16 protein-coding genes and 1 pseudogene are annotated in these 15,645 nt (G+C 64.7%); 5 read left to right on the top strand and 12 right to left on the bottom strand.

Annotated features, from left to right (window positions below; genetic code table 11):
* The 6 genes from AX737_RS25435 to AX737_RS25410 all read right to left on the bottom strand — a co-directional run.
* Window positions 1-572: AAA family ATPase (locus AX737_RS25435; RefSeq protein ID WP_066926284.1), on the bottom strand; the 572-nt coding region annotated here is incomplete at its 3' end.
* Between the two features lie 67 nt (window positions 573-639).
* The gene (locus tag AX737_RS25430) at window positions 640-948 is read right to left on the bottom strand and encodes a type II toxin-antitoxin system RelE/ParE family toxin (RefSeq protein ID WP_035227943.1); all 309 of its coding nucleotides are present in this window, start codon (window positions 946-948) and stop codon (window positions 640-642) included.
* Window positions 945-1,217, bottom strand: coding sequence for a CopG family ribbon-helix-helix protein (locus tag AX737_RS25425; RefSeq protein WP_035227945.1), 273 nt, complete (start codon window positions 1,215-1,217; stop codon window positions 945-947). The genes AX737_RS25430 and AX737_RS25425 overlap by 4 nt, the downstream gene beginning before the upstream one ends.
* Before the next feature lie 279 nt (window positions 1,218-1,496).
* Window positions 1,497-2,375: a helix-turn-helix domain-containing protein gene (locus tag AX737_RS25420; RefSeq protein ID WP_035227947.1), complete on the bottom strand. Its 879-nt coding sequence runs from the start codon at window positions 2,373-2,375 to the stop codon at window positions 1,497-1,499.
* A 194-nt stretch (window positions 2,376-2,569) separates the two neighbouring features.
* The gene (locus AX737_RS25415; RefSeq protein WP_035227950.1) at window positions 2,570-2,779 is read right to left on the bottom strand and encodes a ribbon-helix-helix protein, CopG family; all 210 of its coding nucleotides are present in this window, start codon (window positions 2,777-2,779) and stop codon (window positions 2,570-2,572) included.
* A 98-nt stretch (window positions 2,780-2,877) separates the two neighbouring features.
* Window positions 2,878-3,444 (bottom strand): recombinase family protein, encoded by a 567-nt coding sequence (locus AX737_RS25410; RefSeq protein WP_035227977.1) that lies wholly within the window; start codon window positions 3,442-3,444, stop codon window positions 2,878-2,880.
* Window positions 3,445-3,622: 178 nt separating this feature from the next.
* Here AX737_RS25410 and AX737_RS25405 point away from each other — a divergent pair, with 178 nt between their 5' ends.
* Together AX737_RS25405 and AX737_RS25400 are read left to right on the top strand one after the other, a co-directional pair.
* Window positions 3,623-4,183: a class I SAM-dependent methyltransferase gene (locus AX737_RS25405; protein ID WP_348626811.1), complete on the top strand. Its 561-nt coding sequence runs from the start codon at window positions 3,623-3,625 to the stop codon at window positions 4,181-4,183.
* A gap of 297 nt (window positions 4,184-4,480) precedes the next feature.
* Entirely contained in the window at window positions 4,481-5,956 is a 1,476-nt protein-coding gene (locus AX737_RS25400; RefSeq protein ID WP_234832090.1) for an MFS transporter, read from the top strand.
* On the opposite strand, the pseudogene AX737_RS32590 reads toward AX737_RS25400, so the two are convergent.
* Together AX737_RS32590 and AX737_RS33655 are read right to left on the bottom strand one after the other, a co-directional pair.
* Window positions 5,953-6,719, bottom strand: a pseudogene (locus tag AX737_RS32590) (IS5 family transposase). The gene AX737_RS25400 and the pseudogene AX737_RS32590 overlap by 4 nt on opposite strands.
* A 49-nt stretch (window positions 6,720-6,768) precedes the next feature.
* Window positions 6,769-6,957 (bottom strand): hypothetical protein, encoded by a 189-nt coding sequence (locus AX737_RS33655; RefSeq protein WP_156453956.1) that lies wholly within the window; start codon window positions 6,955-6,957, stop codon window positions 6,769-6,771.
* Between the two features lie 73 nt (window positions 6,958-7,030).
* On the opposite strand from AX737_RS33655, the gene AX737_RS25385 reads away from it, so the two are divergent.
* Window positions 7,031-7,588: a TetR/AcrR family transcriptional regulator gene (locus AX737_RS25385; protein WP_017502940.1), complete on the top strand. Its 558-nt coding sequence runs from the start codon at window positions 7,031-7,033 to the stop codon at window positions 7,586-7,588.
* Between the two features lie 45 nt (window positions 7,589-7,633).
* Here AX737_RS25385 and AX737_RS25380 read toward each other — a convergent pair whose 3' ends face one another.
* Genes AX737_RS25380 through traA form a run of 3 tightly spaced genes read right to left on the bottom strand, consistent with a single transcriptional unit; the run spans window position 7,634 to window position 12,700 of the window.
* Window positions 7,634-8,182, bottom strand: a complete 549-nt coding sequence (locus tag AX737_RS25380) for an AAA family ATPase (protein WP_035227934.1) — start codon at window positions 8,180-8,182, stop codon at window positions 7,634-7,636.
* 16 nt (window positions 8,183-8,198) lie between these two features.
* Window positions 8,199-8,948 carry a DUF6118 family protein gene (locus AX737_RS34880; RefSeq protein WP_017502936.1) on the bottom strand — a complete coding sequence of 250 codons (750 nt, stop codon included), beginning with the start codon at window positions 8,946-8,948 and terminating at the stop codon, window positions 8,199-8,201.
* Window positions 8,949-8,959: 11 nt separating this feature from the next.
* Window positions 8,960-12,700, bottom strand: coding sequence for a Ti-type conjugative transfer relaxase TraA (gene traA / locus AX737_RS25370; protein WP_026109554.1), 3,741 nt, complete (start codon window positions 12,698-12,700; stop codon window positions 8,960-8,962).
* Window positions 12,701-12,971: 271 nt separating this feature from the next.
* On the opposite strand from traA, the gene AX737_RS25365 reads away from it, so the two are divergent.
* Window positions 12,972-13,274, top strand: coding sequence for a hypothetical protein (locus AX737_RS25365; RefSeq protein ID WP_035227937.1), 303 nt, complete (start codon window positions 12,972-12,974; stop codon window positions 13,272-13,274).
* Complete coding sequence (locus tag AX737_RS25360) at window positions 13,271-14,935, top strand: type IV secretory system conjugative DNA transfer family protein (protein WP_035227938.1); 1,665 nt, start codon at window positions 13,271-13,273, stop codon at window positions 14,933-14,935. Before AX737_RS25365 ends, AX737_RS25360 begins: the two co-directional genes overlap by 4 nt.
* 270 nt (window positions 14,936-15,205) lie before the next feature.
* Here the strand turns inward: AX737_RS25360 and AX737_RS25355 are convergent, their stop codons facing one another.
* Window positions 15,206-15,502: a hypothetical protein gene (locus AX737_RS25355; RefSeq protein ID WP_035227939.1), complete on the bottom strand. Its 297-nt coding sequence runs from the start codon at window positions 15,500-15,502 to the stop codon at window positions 15,206-15,208.
* Window positions 15,503-15,645: the final 143 nt, after the last annotated feature.

The following is a 15,645-nucleotide window of genomic DNA, read 5'->3' as shown; positions in this document are numbered from 1 at the left end:
TCCGCTGCTTTCCCTTCGGCCTCGAACTCCGTCACGGCGCTGCCGGTCGTGACGGCGCGGGCAAACGCGCGCCGGTCGGTAATCTCGCCGGGAACGATCGGCAGTCCGTAGGCTTCCAACGCCGCGCGCGTCTCCCCGATCTCGGGCGCACGGAACGGGCAGGCGGACAGGACGAACGCGCCGCGCACCTTCGCGGCCACCACGATCTCGACGGCGGCCGGGACGGCAGCGAGGTCAAACGCGGACGGTCGGACCGGAATCAAGACCAGCTCCGACCTTCGGGCGATCTGGCCGGCCGCCGGGGCGGCATGGGGCGGGGCGTCCACTACGGCCAAGGTCATGCCCTCGCCCTCGGCCGCCCTAAGCGCGGCGTCCAGCTCCCCGGCCTGTGCCGTGGCGACGATCGGCGTTCCGGCTTCCCGCGCGTTCGCCCATGCGGTCGCGCTCTCCTGTGGGTCCGCGTCGATGACGCAAACCCGTTCGCCGGTCGCCTCGGCCGCCACGGCGGTATGAACCGAAAGCGTGGTTTTTCCGCTCCCGCCCTTCTGGCTCAAAAACGCAATGACGTTCATGCGTTAATCCTTCTTTGCGTGAATACGTATTCAAGAATATAGCTAGAGACGTTACTACGTCTTTAAGCTAGTGCGGCCATTCCTCGGGTTGCCAATCCAGCGACGTGTGGATGACGCGCACGATCACAACGCTTTCCCGGCCCGCCATATCCCGCAGCTCATAAGCGATGATATAGGGCAGGCGCGCGACGGACTTCTCGTAGGTTCCTGTCACGCGACCGGGCCGGCCCGTTGCCATGTCCCCAAGGGCCTTGCCCGCGTCTCGAATCCGATCCGCAACCCGCGTGGCGGCAGGCGGGCTATCTTTGGCGATGTGCTTAACCTGCACCTTGATGTCGTCCAGCGCCTCGCGGGACCATGTGACCGACCGCTTCACGCCTTGCCCGCTTGCTTTTCGGCTTTGGCTTCCTCGATGACGGCATAGATTTCCGCCATCGCCTCATCATGGGGGATCACGCGGCCGGCCGCTGCGTCGGCCATGCCGCGCTTGATGCCGTCAATGATTTCAAGCTCGCGATCGACATAGGCGGCGACGGCCTCGCCGGCGAGGAAGGATTTGCTTCGCTGCGTGTCGTTCGCGATCCGGTCGAGCTTTTCTTTCACATCGGGCCTAACCCGAATCGTCATGGTGGTGCTGGCGGTCATGGAATCGCCTCCGCGTGTTGAATTGTGTACAGCCTAGCACGTTTTCCCGGCCGCCGCCATCGCCTTCTATCAAGGTAATGCGTTTACACGTTAATACGTATTTACGTAAATAATTAAACGCCGACCTTGCCCCTCGCTCCCTCTCGAAAGCCCGTAGGACGCTGGCCGCAGGCGCGAGCGGTGCGGATTAGGTGGCGAGGGTGCCGCTTCCCGATCCGCCCTATAAGCGGATCGGAACCGCCGCAGGGCCGCGAAAGCGGCCCGCACAGCGGCGTCCGCTTATGTTCCGCCTTTTAGATATAGATCAGATGGGGATTCAGTCTGGTTATCGGACTCACGTTTCATCACACTCTTTGCCAGCATCACGAGGGCCTTTCCGAGCGGACTATCGCCAGCGTCGAGCTGCGTTCGCTCATCGAGGGGCAGGGTGGTCTTGTAGGCGTCGATTGCCTCGCTCCATGCCTGCTGATCCTGTCCATGATCGGCAGGCGGGGGCGGGGCCTTGCCGAACCGGCCGAGAAACTGACGGGCCTTTTCCGGCAGGGACAGGCGATAGGCGTTGCTCGCCTGCTGGACCTGTGGGCCGCGCCCCTCATTCCCGGTCGGCTCGTAGCGGCGCAGCCAGTCGATGAAACCATGCGCCCGCAGGTTCTTCAGCGCCCGCACGATCGTATCGCGCGACCGGCCTAGCCGATCCATGATCGTGGTGATTGACGGCTCTAGCCGGCCGGTGCGGAAGTCGATGAGATTGACGAACAGCCGCAGCACGTCCAGCGCCACCGACCCGAGCGGCCCGCTGCGCTCGCCCTTCTGGCGCAAGCCGTCCTCGTTGTAGATTTCGGCCGCCCTCAAGATCGCCTGCACGTCCTTGCGCGTCGTCGGCCGCCATATGCGGCCCTCCGACCGCCCCCGGATATGACTATGCCGGCGAACTGGTGTCGGGCAGCGCGCGGCCGGGGGCGGGAAGATCAGCCCTAGCGCGGTCTGTCCTGATCCCCGCAACATGGCCCGGCGTTCATGGGCGAGCGCGGTGAGCTGCCCGGCCTCGTCGTCGGTGAGCTGGCCCGCGCCGTATCGGGTCCAGACCTCCCGCATGATTTCATCAAGCGCGTTCCCGCGCGCGCAGCCGATCGCGGCCGCGTAGTGCGTCCCTAACATATGCCCTCGTCCTTCCACTTGAAGGACATGACGGCGCGGACGGCAGGCACGGCACTCCCGTTTCCGCAAGAATCAATCTTGCGAATTGGAGTGCTGTAGCGTAGATAAGGGGAGAGTTAGCGGACCCCTGATCTACGGTGTGTCTGACGGCCTACAAAAACGCTCGACCGTTGGCGCGGTCGGGCGTTTTGCCGTTATGTCCCTTGCTTCGCTTCGATATAGAACCTCAACGCTTCCTCGATGATCGGGGCGCGTGCTGACACGCCCCGTTGCTCCTTGATCCTGTCGATCGCCTCGACAAGCTCGCCCGGAACATAGGTATTCAACGCCACGCGGCCGGCCGCGATCTGCCGCGCCCTGTGGGCGGCAACGCCCCTGCGAATCTCTTCCGCGCGTTCCTTCATGTTTACAACTAAGAGCAAGCCGCCCGATTCTGCAATCCCTTGCGGAAGGAACCGCGAAAGGCACTACTTCTAGGGCCGGGCGACTAAACGTAGTTGCGTCAATGCGTATTCACGTCATTGCGTTCTAAAGCCCGGTAGAGCGTCGCACGATGAACGCCCAAGAGCCGGGCAACCTCGGCCGGCTTCTTGTCCTCGCTGATGAGCTGGCGGGCGTGTGCGATCTGCTCGGCCGACAGGGCAGGGGGGCGGCCGAACCGAACGCCCTTCGCCTTCGCCGCAGCTCGGCCGGCGCTCGTGCGCTCATGGATCAAGCTGCGCTCGAACTCGGCAACGCCGGCGAAGAATGTCAGCACCATGCGCCCGGCCGGCGTCGTCGTGTCGGCCCAAGGCTCGGCCAGCGATCGCAAGCCGGCCTCGGCGTGGCCGATCCGCTCGGCTATGTCGAGAAGATCGCGCGTTGATCGGGCGAGGCGATCCAGCCGCGTCACCGTCACCACGTTGCCCGGCTGCAAATGGTCCAGCAACTTCGCCAGCTCGGGGCGGCCGCGCTGCGCGCCGGATGCCTTTTCCTCGAACACGCGCTTGCAGCCCGCCGCCTTCAGCGCCGCGCGCTGCTGGTCGAGGGTCTGGCCCTCGGTCGAGACTCGCGCATATCCGATCATCATGGGGCAGGGGCTTTCGCTGCTATGCTCACCGCCCGAATCTAGCGGGTGCATCCCGTCGCGAAAATCCCTATTGTGCGACTGTCGCGGGTTTTGGGAATTTCGCGACACCGGAAACAGGAAATCGACAGTAAGACCATGATCGACGCGGCCGCCCGCATCATAGACCTTTATCGTCGCCATGCTGGTGCATGGACAACCGCGCGCGGCACGGTGTTGTTGGAGCGCGCATGGATCGAGCGGTTTGCCGACATGCTGCGGCGAGGGGGCGGCCGTGCTCGACATTGGATGCGGATCGGGCGAGCCGATCGCCCGTTACCTTGCCGCCAGAGGTCATCCGGTTACTGGCGTGGACAGCTCGCCCGAGATGATCGACCTATTCCGGGCAAATCTGCCGGGTGAAACGGCGGAAGTGGCGGATATGCGCTCGCTGAAACTGGATCGGAGATATGGCGGGCTGATCGCTTGGGACAGCTTCTTTCACCTTGCGCCTCACGATCAGCGCATGATGTTCCCCATCTTCCGCGACCATGCCGAACCGGAGGCACCATTGCTATTCACAAGTGGTCCCGCCTTTGGCGAGGCGATCGGCACGCTGGAAGGGGAACCCCTCTATCATGCCAGCCTCGACCCCGACGAATACCGCCTGCTGCTCGACCGGAACGGCTTTGATGTTGTGGCCCATGTTGTGGAAGACGCCGACTGCGGCGGGCGCACGGTCTGGCTGGCGCGTCAGCGGTAGCCGTGAGGGTGTCGCGCAATTCCTGAAACCTGCGCCTGGTGCGCAGCGGCCCGGATTCCGGGCCGCGACGTGTCGCAAAAATCTGTCGCGTAAGTTCGACTTTCGCACGCGACTTTTGCGACAGATTTTTCCCTGAAAAATCAGCGCCGGCGATTTTGTCGCGAAACTTAGGATTTCCGCGACAACTGACCGAGCTTTTTGAGTTGAAACTTTACAATCTAGAATGTATAGCGACGGCTGCTCAAGCCGGATGGATTCCCAATGACGGCCTCACATTCAAACCGATGGCTCTTGCTGGTGACGGTGGCTGCCGGCCTGCTGCTCATCACCCTCGACAACTCCGTCCTCTATACCGCCCTTCCGACGCTCACCCGCGAACTCGGGGCGACGACCACGCAGGGGCTATGGATCATCAACGCCTATCCGCTGGTCATGGCCGGCCTGCTGCTCGGTGCCGGAACGCTTGGCGACCGCATCGGCCATCGCACAATGTTCCTCGCCGGCCTTGTCCTGTTCGGCATCGCGTCCATCGTGGCTGCGTTCTCCCCCACGCCGGAAGTGCTGATCGCCGCCCGCGCCTTCCTCGCCATCGGGGCATCTGCCATGATGCCCGCCACATTGGCCCTGATCCGCATCACCTTCACCGTCGAGCGCGAGCGCAACATCGCTATCGCCATATGGGGTTCCATCTCGATCGTGGGGGCCGCCATAGGCCCGATCATCGGGGGATTGCTGCTCGAACATTTCTGGTGGGGGTCAGTCTTCCTTATCAATGTTCCGGTGGTGATCGCGGCTTTCATCGGGACGCTGCTGGTCGCGCCGAAGGTCGCCGGCGACGGCTCGCGGCCGTGGGACTTGCTGTCATCAGTTCTGGCATTGGCCGCGCTGTCCGCGCTCGTGATCGCAATCAAGGACGCGGCCAGCGCCAATCCGTCTTCGGCCGTATTGAGCGCGGCCTTGCTCGTCACCGCAGCGGCGGGCTTCCTGTTCGTCCGGCGACAAGCGCGCTTGCCGTTTCCGCTGCTCGACTTCTCGATTTTCCGCAACCCGGCCTTTTCGTCTGGCGTGCTGGCCGCCGCCATGATGATGTTCGCCTTGGGCGGTATCCAGCTCGTGACGACGCAGCGGTTCCAACTCGTCGCCGGCTATTCCCCGCTGGAGGCCGGCTTGCTGGTTTCCGCCGCCGCCATCGGCTCGTTGCCGACCGCGCTGCTCGGCGGCGCGCTGCTGCACCGCATTGGCCTGCTCTACCTGATCGCGGGAGGGCTTGGGGCGGGGTCGCTCGCCGTGCTGCTGACGGCGTGGGGACTGTCGCAGGGAACGGGATGGGTGCTTGCAGGTATGTTCCTGACCGGCGCGGGGCTTGGAGCCGCTGCGTCGGTCGCGTCCACGGCCATCATCGGCAACGCGCCCGTGCATCGCGCCGGCATGGCCGCCTCGGTCGAGGAAGTGTCCTACGAGTTCGGCGGCCTGCTCGCCGTCGCCATTCTCGGTAGTCTGCTTTCGGCGCTCTATACACTCGGGATCGCCCTGCCCGAAGGCGCTCCCGTGGAAGCGCGCGACAACATCGCCACCGCTCTCACGCTGGCGGCCGGAGACACGGCAAACGGGCCGGCGCTCGTCGCGGCTGCATCCGCTGCCTTCGACAATGCCTATCTGGTGGTGATGTATGTCGGGGCTGCGCTATTGGCGGCCGGCGCGATCGTGACCGGGGTTCTTCTGCGCCGTTACGGGCCGGGGTCGCAATCCTCGCTCTATCCATCATCCCACTAGGCCGTAGACTCATAAGCCCGCAACCACAGCCGCATTGAGGCGAGTTGGACCATGGCGAGGAAGTTTTCGGCCAGCTTGTCGTAGCGGGTAGCAACCCGGCGGAAGTGCTTCAGCTTGGAGAAGAAGCGTTCGATGAGGTTCCGCTCGCGATAGAGCCAAGTGCTGAAATACGGTTTTGATCGGCGGTTGGACTTGGGCGGGATATTGGCGAACGCGCCCCTTTCGCGGAGAGACGCCCGGATGCGGTCGGCATCATATGCCTTATCGGCCATCACTATCGTTCCGGCACCAACATGGTCGAGCAAACCGTCAGCAGCTTGGCCGTCATGGCTTTGCCCAGCGGTCAGGCTCAGTCGGATCGGGAGACCTTGCCCATCGACGACCGCGTGGATTTTGGTTGAAAGTCCGCCTCGGGAACGACCGAGACAATGATCTCGATCCCCCTTTTTGCGGTCGCGGCCTGTTGGTGCGCGCGAACCGAAGTGCTGTCGATCATCTGGATTTCGCCATCGTGAGCGACGGTGATGGCATCCATCATCCGATCCCACACACCCGCTTTTCGCCATCGCACGAAGCGGTTGTAGCAGGTGGTGCGCGGACCATAGCGTTCGGGAAGGTCGCGCCAAGGAGCACCAGAGCGCAGCACCCAGAAGATGCCGTTCAAGACGCGGCGGTCATCGACACGTGGAACGCCTCTTGGTTTGTTGGGCAAAAGTGGCTCGATCACGCGCCACTCGAAATCGGTTAGGTCATATCGGCTCATGCCAATGCTGAATCAGACATCGACCGGCAGTGAAAGCGATTTGCGTACCTCAGTCAGAATGATGCTTTGCGCGATACCGCTCCAGCCAGTGGATGCGGCTTTCGAACGACTTGCAGAGTTGGCTTGTCGGCGCAATTTTCAGACGCGTCCGGTAGCGGTCAATCCCCTCATCCAGTTCGACCAGGCTCAGCTTGGCCAAACCTTCCTCATGATCGATGACGCCGCTGCGCTTGCCCATGCGTTTAGAGCTAAAGGGATGCCCACGCCCGCGCAACTTTTATGGGTTCACGACCTAGTTCGCGGAGGGCATCATGCGGACCAGCAATCGCAGGAAAATCCTCGACGCGATCATCGCCATTGTCGAGCGTGACGGCATTACCGCTGTCACCTTCGACGCCGTTGCGGCCGAAACCGGGCTGACGCGCGGCGGCTTGCTCTACCACTTCCCGTCGCGGGAGGCGCTTATCCTCGCGGCCCACCAACATCTTGCCGACCAATGGGAGGCGGGCATGGAGAAGATCGCGGGCGGCAAAGCCGACACGGTGGAGCCGGCCGAACGCGATGCGGCCTATATCCAGAGCTGCGCGCAGATGGCCCGCCGCGTCGAACTTCTGATGATGCTGGAAAGCGCCGGCGAGCCGGACCTTGATTCCTTATGGCAGGGCGTTCTTGACCGCTGGTCGCCGCCGGTTCCTGACGACGACGATCCGGCAGCCCTCGCGCGCTTCGTCGCCCGTCTTGCTGCTGATGGCCTGTGGGTCCACGAGGCAATGTCCAACCGGCCATTGCCGGCCAAGCTCAAGGAGCGTGTCTGTCGTGAGCTGGTGACGATGGCCGAAAGCATGACGCGAGATAGTAAGAACTCATAGACTTTGTCGCGAAACTCCCAAAACATGCGACAGTTTTAGCCTGCTTCACCCGGCTTGCAGACGTTCCGCGATGAAGTCGGCGCGCTGCTCGATCCCTACCAGCGGCAGCTCTACAATCTGATAGCCAAGCCGGGTGTAAGTTTCGGCCATGACTCGGCCGGTCGCCTCGGCCTCCTGCCGGTCCTGCTTGCGCTCGGCGTCCTGCGCGAAAATGGCACCCCAATACGGGGCGAGGAAAACCCGCTCGTTGTAGGGATGAATTTTCGCCGCCGCCTCAATATGAGCCGGGACAGGCAGGCCGCAGAGCGTAAGATAGCCGACAACATCAGGAATCCCGCGATCCATCAGGACAGGCGCGTCACTCGCAAGAGCCTCGTGATAGGAACGCAGCTCCCAACCCAACATGAGTTCGGCAAAGATGGCCCGATCCGCCCAAGGCAAGGCTGGCCCGCCGATCCTGACTTGATCTTGTATGATCGCCCGGCCGGCCTCGGGCATCGTGCGGAAGCCGCGCCGGGTCATGGCGTCAATCAGGCTGCTTTTGCCGGAACCGGGGCCGCCAGTCACGACGAACATATGTTGAGCGTTAGCCATAGAAACTCCTTCCACACTACTGCGCCGGCGCTTTCACCGTGATCGTGCATCGCTGATCCTCGCCGGCCGTGCGCGCGGCCTCCCAACAAGCCGCTACCGCCTCCCTGTTCGTTTCAAGGAGCTGGTCGGCCGAGGCCACGCGCTGCCACGCTTCCGGGCTGCCGAACGCCATGAGGCTCATACCGGCCTGCCACGGCCTTTCGCCCATGACGACGCTGGCGACACGCGGCGCGGCCGAGAACGGCAACAGGCGCGGAAGGAACAACATCACCAGCGCGCCGGCGAGCAGGCCGACCGCGAAAGCGGCGACAAGCCACCAATCTTGCCGGCTACGCTCCCGCGCGCCGGCGACGTGCGCCGAAAGATTGCGGCCGGCGCGCTCGAGGTCGGACGCCTGCCGCTCGAGCTGTTGCGCGGCGGTGCGTATCAGGGCCTCGCCGCTGCGCTCGAGGAGCGCCGCATAGTGCGTCGCGCCCTGCCGGAGAATAGGCGATTGCTCTACGCCGTGCATCCGCTCCGCAACAGTGTCGAGCGCCTGCACGAGCTGGGCGAGCTGGGGCTTGTAGTCCTGCGCCGGCTCGATCTTTTCGAGCTGGTCGAAAGCCGCTTCCAGCCCACGCCGCATCACGGTCATTTCCGCGCCGATCTGCGCGCCCTGCGTCTCGATCGTGCGCCGGAGCGCATCGAACGCGGCGGCCGGGTCGCCGGCGTCCTCGTCCAGTGCTTGCCGTGCGATTCCTTCCCTGTCGTCGTCCAGCTCCGTCATATTCTCCGTGCCTACCTTCCCAAACCGATGCCCCGGCTAATCTGCCGGCTGCGTGACATTTCTTCTTGTAGCTGATGGGCGATGCTCTGCCCCCGGCGAAGCTCCTGCCCGATTCCAAGCTCCTGCCGGCGATTGCGCAGGATGGAATCTACCTGCGGGTCACGTTCGAGGCTCTTGGTCAGGCCGTTCATCTGGCTTTCGACCTTGGCGCGGGCATCGTCGTGCTGCCAGCCGCGAAGCTCCCGGCGCTGGCCCTGTAGTTCCTGCCAGCGTTCAACAAACCGCTCGGCCCTGACATTCGGGTCTTGCAGCGCGGCGTTTTCGCGCTTCATCCCGTCGATCACCTGCGCGACACGCTCCCGGCCGGAAAGCTCGGTCATGGCGCGCGCCGTCGCCGGGTCGTTTTGCAGGGTCGAACGCATCAAATCTTTCATGCCGTCGCGCACCTGGTCGAGCTGCTGGCCGGCATCGCCCATTTCCTGCCGCTGCATGTCGAGGACCGGCAGGCCCTCGCGCCGGTGCTGGTCGATCGACTGATAGGCCCGCGAATAGCGGTCAACGGCCTGCTCAAGCGGCGACTGCCCCCGCGCCCGCTCGGCCAGCCGGTCGGGCGCCGGCGCCTGCCGCAAGCTCCCTTCCCTTTCCGGCCGTCGCTGCATCCGCGATGCCTCGCCGCGCTCCTGTGAGGGCGCAGGGCGTGCATTGAGCTTGAGGCCGGCGAACATACCGCGCCGCTGCTTCTCGGCCTGCTGCGGCCGTTTCTGGTCGATCTGCGGGCCGTCCTCGCCGGCGCGGTCTGGCTCGCGGCTCTCGGCCGCCGCGCCGCGCCCGAGTTTCAGGCCCTCGAACGGATTGCGGCGCTGCTGTCGATCGCTGGCGAGATCTTCGCGCGGATCTGCACGAAGATCCTGCGCGAGATCCGCGCCGACTTTTTGCGAGGATCTCCGCTCAAGGGCGTGATCCCCGGCCGTCGACTCCCGTTCCGCACGTAGCCCGGCGCGCTCGGCCGGAATCTCGATCTCGCTGCGGACGCCCATTTGCTCCGCGATCCCGCGCCGCTCGGCAAAGTCGCGGGTATAGTCGAGCGTCGTTTCCTTCACGCCCGACCGGGACAGGCGGCGTTCTAGCTGGCTATAGGCCAGCTCGCCGGCGTCCTGAACCTTCCATGTGTTGCGGTGCGTCTGCGTCCCATCGGGCAAGGTGACGGGGGTGGAACCCTCATGCTGTAGGCCGATCTTCTCCCCGATCTCCGGCGCGGCCTCCTTCATGGCCCGCTCTAGATCGACGCCCCATAGGGTGCGCTGCTCGCCCTTGTCGTTTTCCAGCGTCACGAAATAGCTGTCGGACTTCTGCGGGTCATGCTCGAAGGGCGCGGCCCCATGCTCGACCAGCCGGCCGGCATTGGTGAACTCGTCCTGTGCCGCGTAGAGCTGCACCCCGTCACGATGCCGGGTCATGGCGACATAGGTTAGATGCCGGTCCATCGTCCCCGACGCCATCACATAGGAGCGATCGACCGTCGCCCCCTGATTTTTGTGAATCGTCGTCGCATAACCGTGGTCGATCGCCTGATAGTCGCCCATCGGCACGGAAACACTATCGCCGCCCCGGCCGTCGAGCTGCGCGACGATCCGGCCCGCCTCGACATGCTCGACCGTGCCTAGCATCCCGTTTTTCACGCCAAGGTCGCGGTTGTTCTCCAAGAACACGATGCGGTCGCCCGGCGCGAACTCCCTCTGCCCGGTATTGGTCTGGAAGGTCAGCGCCCGGCCCGGCCCTTCCCGCTCATGGGCGACGTCGCCCGGCGCAAGGCTGTCGTCGGCCACGCGCGCCAGCTCGCCCCGTGCCAAAACACCCCGGTCCTGTAGCTCGGCCCGGATCGCGTCATTGATGGCGCGAACATCGGCCCGGCGATGCGCCATCGCAACCCGGGTGCCGTCCGGACGTTCATCGCGATCGGCAAGGTAGTCCCGCACGATCTGGCCGCGCGCGTCCTCGCCTGTCTCGGCAAAGCTGATATTGCCGTGATCCCGATAGGCCGCCAGCCCCTCGGCCGTCCGGTGCGTGGCGAAGTCAATGGAAGCGTCCCGCTGCCAGTCCACGCGCTGCCGGCGAATCTCCGACAGCTCGGCATGGCCGATTTCCTCCGTGATCGCCCGGAACGGTGCGCCGGCCCCGATCGCCTGCAACTGCTCATGGTCGCCTACAAGGACGATCTTCGCCCCGCGCGCCTCGGCCTCGCCAACGAAGCGGGCGAGCTGGCGGCTCCCGACCATGCCCGCCTCGTCGATCACGAACACGTCGCCGCGGCCGATCGTGCCGCGGTCGTTCTCCCAACCGCGGGACCATGATGCGAGGGTGCGGCTCTGGATGCCGGAACTTTCCTCCAAGCCCTCGGCCGCCTTCCCCGACAGGGCCGCGCCGTGGACCTGATAGCCTTCGGCCTCCCACGCCTCGCGCGCGGCCGCGAGCATGGTGGACTTGCCAGCGCCGGCATAACCGACAACGGCCGCGATCCGCTCCGGCCCGGTGATATGCTCGATCGCCCGGCGCTGCTCGTCCGAAAGTCGCGCCGTCTCGATCTGGCGTTCACGTTCGCCGGCGTCCAGCTCGCCCCGCGCAACCTTCCCGGCCGTGTCATGGGAAACGCTCGACCGAATGGCGGCGTCTTGGGCATCTATCGCCCGCTCGACATGCCGGCGATCGACGCCATGACCATGAGCCGCGTGCATCCGCTGCGCGCTCTCGATCATGCCGGATTCGATCTCGACCATTTCGCGGGTGGAATAGCGAGCAAGCTCGATCTCGCCCGTTGCCGGGTCCGCGCGCTCGGGCTGCAACTCGACCAGCGCCGGCGAGGCCATCACCTTCGCAAAGGCGCTCTGGAACTCCTGCGGGTCGTCGTTGATGTAGCGATGCAGCGCCCGCGCAACGTCGTGGCGATCGAACACGCTCTTTTCCCCGGTGATGAGGGTTAGAACCTGCTCGGGCTTCTCCCGGATCAGCTCGGCATTGCGCCGGGCCGCATCCTCGTCCAGCCGCGACCGCGACACGTCGAGGCCGCGCCGTTCCATCTGCGAGGCATGGACGCCCATATGCTCGGTCGGCGCGATCTCAAGCCCGCGCTCCATGTGCGAACGATGGTCGATCCGAATATCAAGCCCGGCCATTGCAAGCCGCTCGTTGGCGATCCCCTCCCACCTCTGGCGAAGGTCGCGGAGCTGCATATCGGTCGTCGGCAGGTCGTGCGCCAGCAGCCATTTGTTTTCGCGCTCAAGATAGGTCTTGTCGCCTAGCCCGTTCTCCGTCACCTGCCGCGTGGTCATAAGGATATGGGCATGGTGATTGCGAACGTCGCTCGCCTCGTGCGGTGCATGAATGGCGAAATCCACGGCCGCGCCGTAGCGGTCGGCCAGCTCCTGCGCCATCTCCCGCGCCGCCTCTAGCCGTTCCTCGGCCGAAAGCTCATGCGGCAAGGCAACCTCGAACTCGCGGGCAACGCGGGCATCCTTCCGCTTCTCGGCAAACTCGGCGGCGTTCCAGAGCGTCGAGCGATCCCGCGCCCAATCGGCGTTGACGCCTTCCGGCAAGACGATCTCGGCATGTTCGACGCCCTGCTTTGCCGTGTAGTCGTGCGTGATGCCGTCGCGCTCGTTGGTCAACTTCTCCCCGGCACGATAAGCCATAGAGGCGACGGCGCTACGGCCCTTCGCCCGCGAAACTGGCTTCATGCTGAAATGGTAGATCGCCAACCCGTTGCCTCGATCCCGTTTCCGCCTTTCCCGTCAGCTTTCTAGCTGACAGCGCGCTGAGTTACGCAGTAACTCGTAAGTGCGCCCTTCTCAACTCAATCGCTCCGCTCTTTCGTCGCTCGGTGTGGCGCTTGCGGCAAGGTCGATGCGATGAACTGAGGCCCGGATTGTGCTGCAAAACCGTCGAAAACTCAAGCTCAACGGGCAAACGCTGGAAAAGGCAGCCGGGAATGATAGTCTAGGCGAACGACCGGAAAAGGAGATTTGAAGAATGGCGCGCAAAACGATCGAACAACGCTTGGCCGAACTGGATGCGCAGCGCGCCACGCTCAAGGCCCGTCTGTCGAAGCAGGAACGCGCCAACGACACGCGCCGCAAGGTGCTGCTCGGCGCGCTCATCCTGCATCGCCTCGAAAACGGCCACGATGAAATCTCGCGCGCCCTGCCCGACTGGCTGCGCCGTGAGCTGCCCGACTTCCTGACGCGCCACGGTGACAAGGAACTGTTTGCCGACCTGATCGGCAACGCGCCGGCCGCCGAGACGACAGACAGCGCCGGGGGGACCGCCGCATGAGTCAGGCGAGACTTGCATGGGGTGCGTTCAAGAACATGATGCGGCAGGCCGCGCGTGATCCGCTATGGGCGTTCGTCGCTCTGCTCGCCGCACCTTTCCGCATCTGGAAACCGCTTCTCGGGCTTCTGTTCCTCCTTGTTATCGTCCTGTTCGTCGTCGGCTTCGGCGGCCGCTTCGCTCTCGAACAAATCGGCTTTCGCGTCGGCTCGGTTCCGGTTCTCCTGCTCGATCTCGTCACGCTGCTGGTGCTGCTGGCGCTCGCTTTCCGCTTCCTCACCAATCCGCTGATTATCCACTTCGGGGATATGGACGGCGAAACCCACGGCTCGGCCCGCTTCGCCACTGACAAGGAAACCGCCGCCCTCGCCCGCGCCGATTCCGGCCTGCTGATCGGCCGTGACGGCAAGACCGGGAAGCTCCTGCGCTATGACGGCCCGGCCCATCTGCTGACGATGGCTCCGACCAGAACCGGCAAGGGGGTGGGAACCATCATCCCGAATCTGCTCACCGCCGACCGCTCCGTGATCTGCATCGACCCCAAGGGCGAGAACGCGAAAATTGCCGGCCGCGCCCGCCAGCAATTCGGCCCGGTCCACGTCCTCGACCCCTTCGGCGTCACCGGCCAGCCCTCGGCCGCCTTCAATCCGCTGGAAGGGCTCGACCCGGCCGGCCTCGATGTCGCGGAAGATGCAAGCACCCTTGCCGACGCCCTCGTGTTCGATGAACCGGGCATGGCCGGCGAAACGCATTGGAACGAGGAAGCCAAGGCGCTTATTGCCGGCCTGATCCTCCATATTGCCGCCACCGGGCCGCGCGACAGGCGAAACCTCGCCACCCTGCGCGAATATCTCACCCTCGCCCCTGAAGCCTTCGCCGCGCTCCTGAAGGACATGCAGGCGTCAACGGCCGCCTCCGGCCTGATCGCCCGCGCCGCAAACCGCCACCTCGGCAAATCCGACCGCGAGGCGGCCGGCGTCCTCTCGGCCGCGCAGCGCCATACCCATTTCCTCGACTCGCCGCGCATGGTCGCGGTCCTCGGCCGATCCGATTTCCGCTTTGCCGATCTCAAGCGCCGCAACGTCTCGGTGTTCCTCGTCCTGCCGCCCGATCGCCTCGCCACCTATTCCCGCTGGCTGCGCCTGCTCGTCGCCCAAAGCCTCACCGACATGGCCCGCGATCCCGCCAAGCCGGCCGTGCCGGTCCTCTATCTGCTGGATGAATTCGCCGCCCTCGGCCATCTGGCTCCCGTCGAGCGCGCAATGGGCCTCATGGCCGGCTACGGCGTCCAGCTCTGGCCCATCCTGCAAGACGTTCACCAGCTCCGCGCCACCTATGGGCAGCGGGCCGGAACCTTCCTGTCAAACGCCGGCGTCCTACAGGTGTTCGGCGTCAACGATCACGACAGCGCCCGGCTTGTCTCCGATCTGCTCGGGCAGGAAACCGTTGTGTTCCAGACCATGAGCCGCGCGCTCGATTCCGACAAATCCGGCATTTCCTACGGCGAGCAACACACGGCCCGCTCGCTGCTCACCCCGGATGAGGTCCGCAACCTGCCGCAGCATGTCGAATTGCTGTTCCTCGCCGGGCAACGGCCGATCGTCGCCGGCAAGCTCGCCTATTATGCCGATCCCGAGTTCCGGGGGCTGTATGACGCTGCCTGACGTGACAAGAAACGGACCCGGCGATAGCGCCGGGACTTTGTTACGAACGGCCCTCCGGCTCTCTACGGCGCTATTGGGGGCGCGTTCGCCGCCGGGCCGGCGCGGCTTACGCCGCGATCCACCCGCCGACCTGGTGCAAGCTCTATTCAGGGAAACACCACGGCCGCGACGGTAGCCCCCCGGCCGTCCCGCTCTCATCATCTAGGGCCGTAGGGACGGCCGGGGGGCGGGTCATACGCGTAAGCATTAGCGTATTTAGCTATTTACGTATCAACGTGCATAAGGCTCGATCGGCGGCAATCCGTGCTGCGCCAGAACCGCCGAAAGCCCGGCCTCGGCCATCGCCTGAATTGTCGTTCCCTCTGCATCCGCGAGCTGGCGAAGGCGCTGCCAGTCCGATCGCCGGACCTTGACCGTAAGCGCAACAGTCTCGCCCCCTCCCCTCTTTCGCCTCGGCGTCGGGATTTCCACGGCCGGCCGCTCGTCCTCGATCGCTGCAAGGCTGGTGGCTTCCGCGCCGGCCTTGGGGCGGGTGAAGGCCGCGAGGCCGGTTGCTTTCTTTGCCATAGGTTCCGCTCCTTCAATACGCTCTTACGTATTTAGCTATTTACGTTCTAACGTGTCCTTGATCCACGCCCACAAAGCCCGGATTTCCTCCGCTGCTTTCCCTTCGGCCTCGAACTCCGTCACGGCGCTGCCGGTCGTGACGG

The sequence above is a fragment of the Methylobacterium sp. CCH5-D2 genome (assembly GCF_001556475.1).
In the GTDB taxonomy this organism is placed as follows: Bacteria; Pseudomonadota; Alphaproteobacteria; order Rhizobiales; family Beijerinckiaceae; genus Methylobacterium; species Methylobacterium hispanicum.
Note: the sequence above shows the minus strand (reverse complement) of the source record. Positions and strands in the feature narration are given on the sequence as shown.

Coding starts and splice junctions, on each gene's coding strand:
- AX737_RS25425 (WP_035227945.1), bottom strand. CDS start 1,217: ATGACCGCCAGCACCACCATGACGATTCGGGTTAGGCCCGATGTGAAA.
- AX737_RS25420 (WP_035227947.1), bottom strand. CDS start 2,375: ATGTTAGGGACGCACTACGCGGCCGCGATCGGCTGCGCGCGCGGGAAC.
- AX737_RS25415 (WP_035227950.1), bottom strand. CDS start 2,779: ATGAAGGAACGCGCGGAAGAGATTCGCAGGGGCGTTGCCGCCCACAGG.
- AX737_RS25410 (WP_035227977.1), bottom strand. CDS start 3,444: ATGATGATCGGATATGCGCGAGTCTCGACCGAGGGCCAGACCCTCGAC.
- AX737_RS25405 (WP_348626811.1), top strand. CDS start 3,623: ATGCTGGTGCATGGACAACCGCGCGCGGCACGGTGTTGTTGGAGCGCG.
- AX737_RS33655 (WP_156453956.1), bottom strand. CDS start 6,957: ATGGGCAAGCGCAGCGGCGTCATCGATCATGAGGAAGGTTTGGCCAAG.
- AX737_RS25385 (WP_017502940.1), top strand. CDS start 7,031: ATGCGGACCAGCAATCGCAGGAAAATCCTCGACGCGATCATCGCCATT.
- AX737_RS25380 (WP_035227934.1), bottom strand. CDS start 8,182: ATGGCTAACGCTCAACATATGTTCGTCGTGACTGGCGGCCCCGGTTCC.
- AX737_RS34880 (WP_017502936.1), bottom strand. CDS start 8,948: ATGACGGAGCTGGACGACGACAGGGAAGGAATCGCACGGCAAGCACTG.
- AX737_RS25365 (WP_035227937.1), top strand. CDS start 12,972: ATGGCGCGCAAAACGATCGAACAACGCTTGGCCGAACTGGATGCGCAG.
- AX737_RS25360 (WP_035227938.1), top strand. CDS start 13,271: ATGAGTCAGGCGAGACTTGCATGGGGTGCGTTCAAGAACATGATGCGG.
- AX737_RS25355 (WP_035227939.1), bottom strand. CDS start 15,502: ATGGCAAAGAAAGCAACCGGCCTCGCGGCCTTCACCCGCCCCAAGGCC.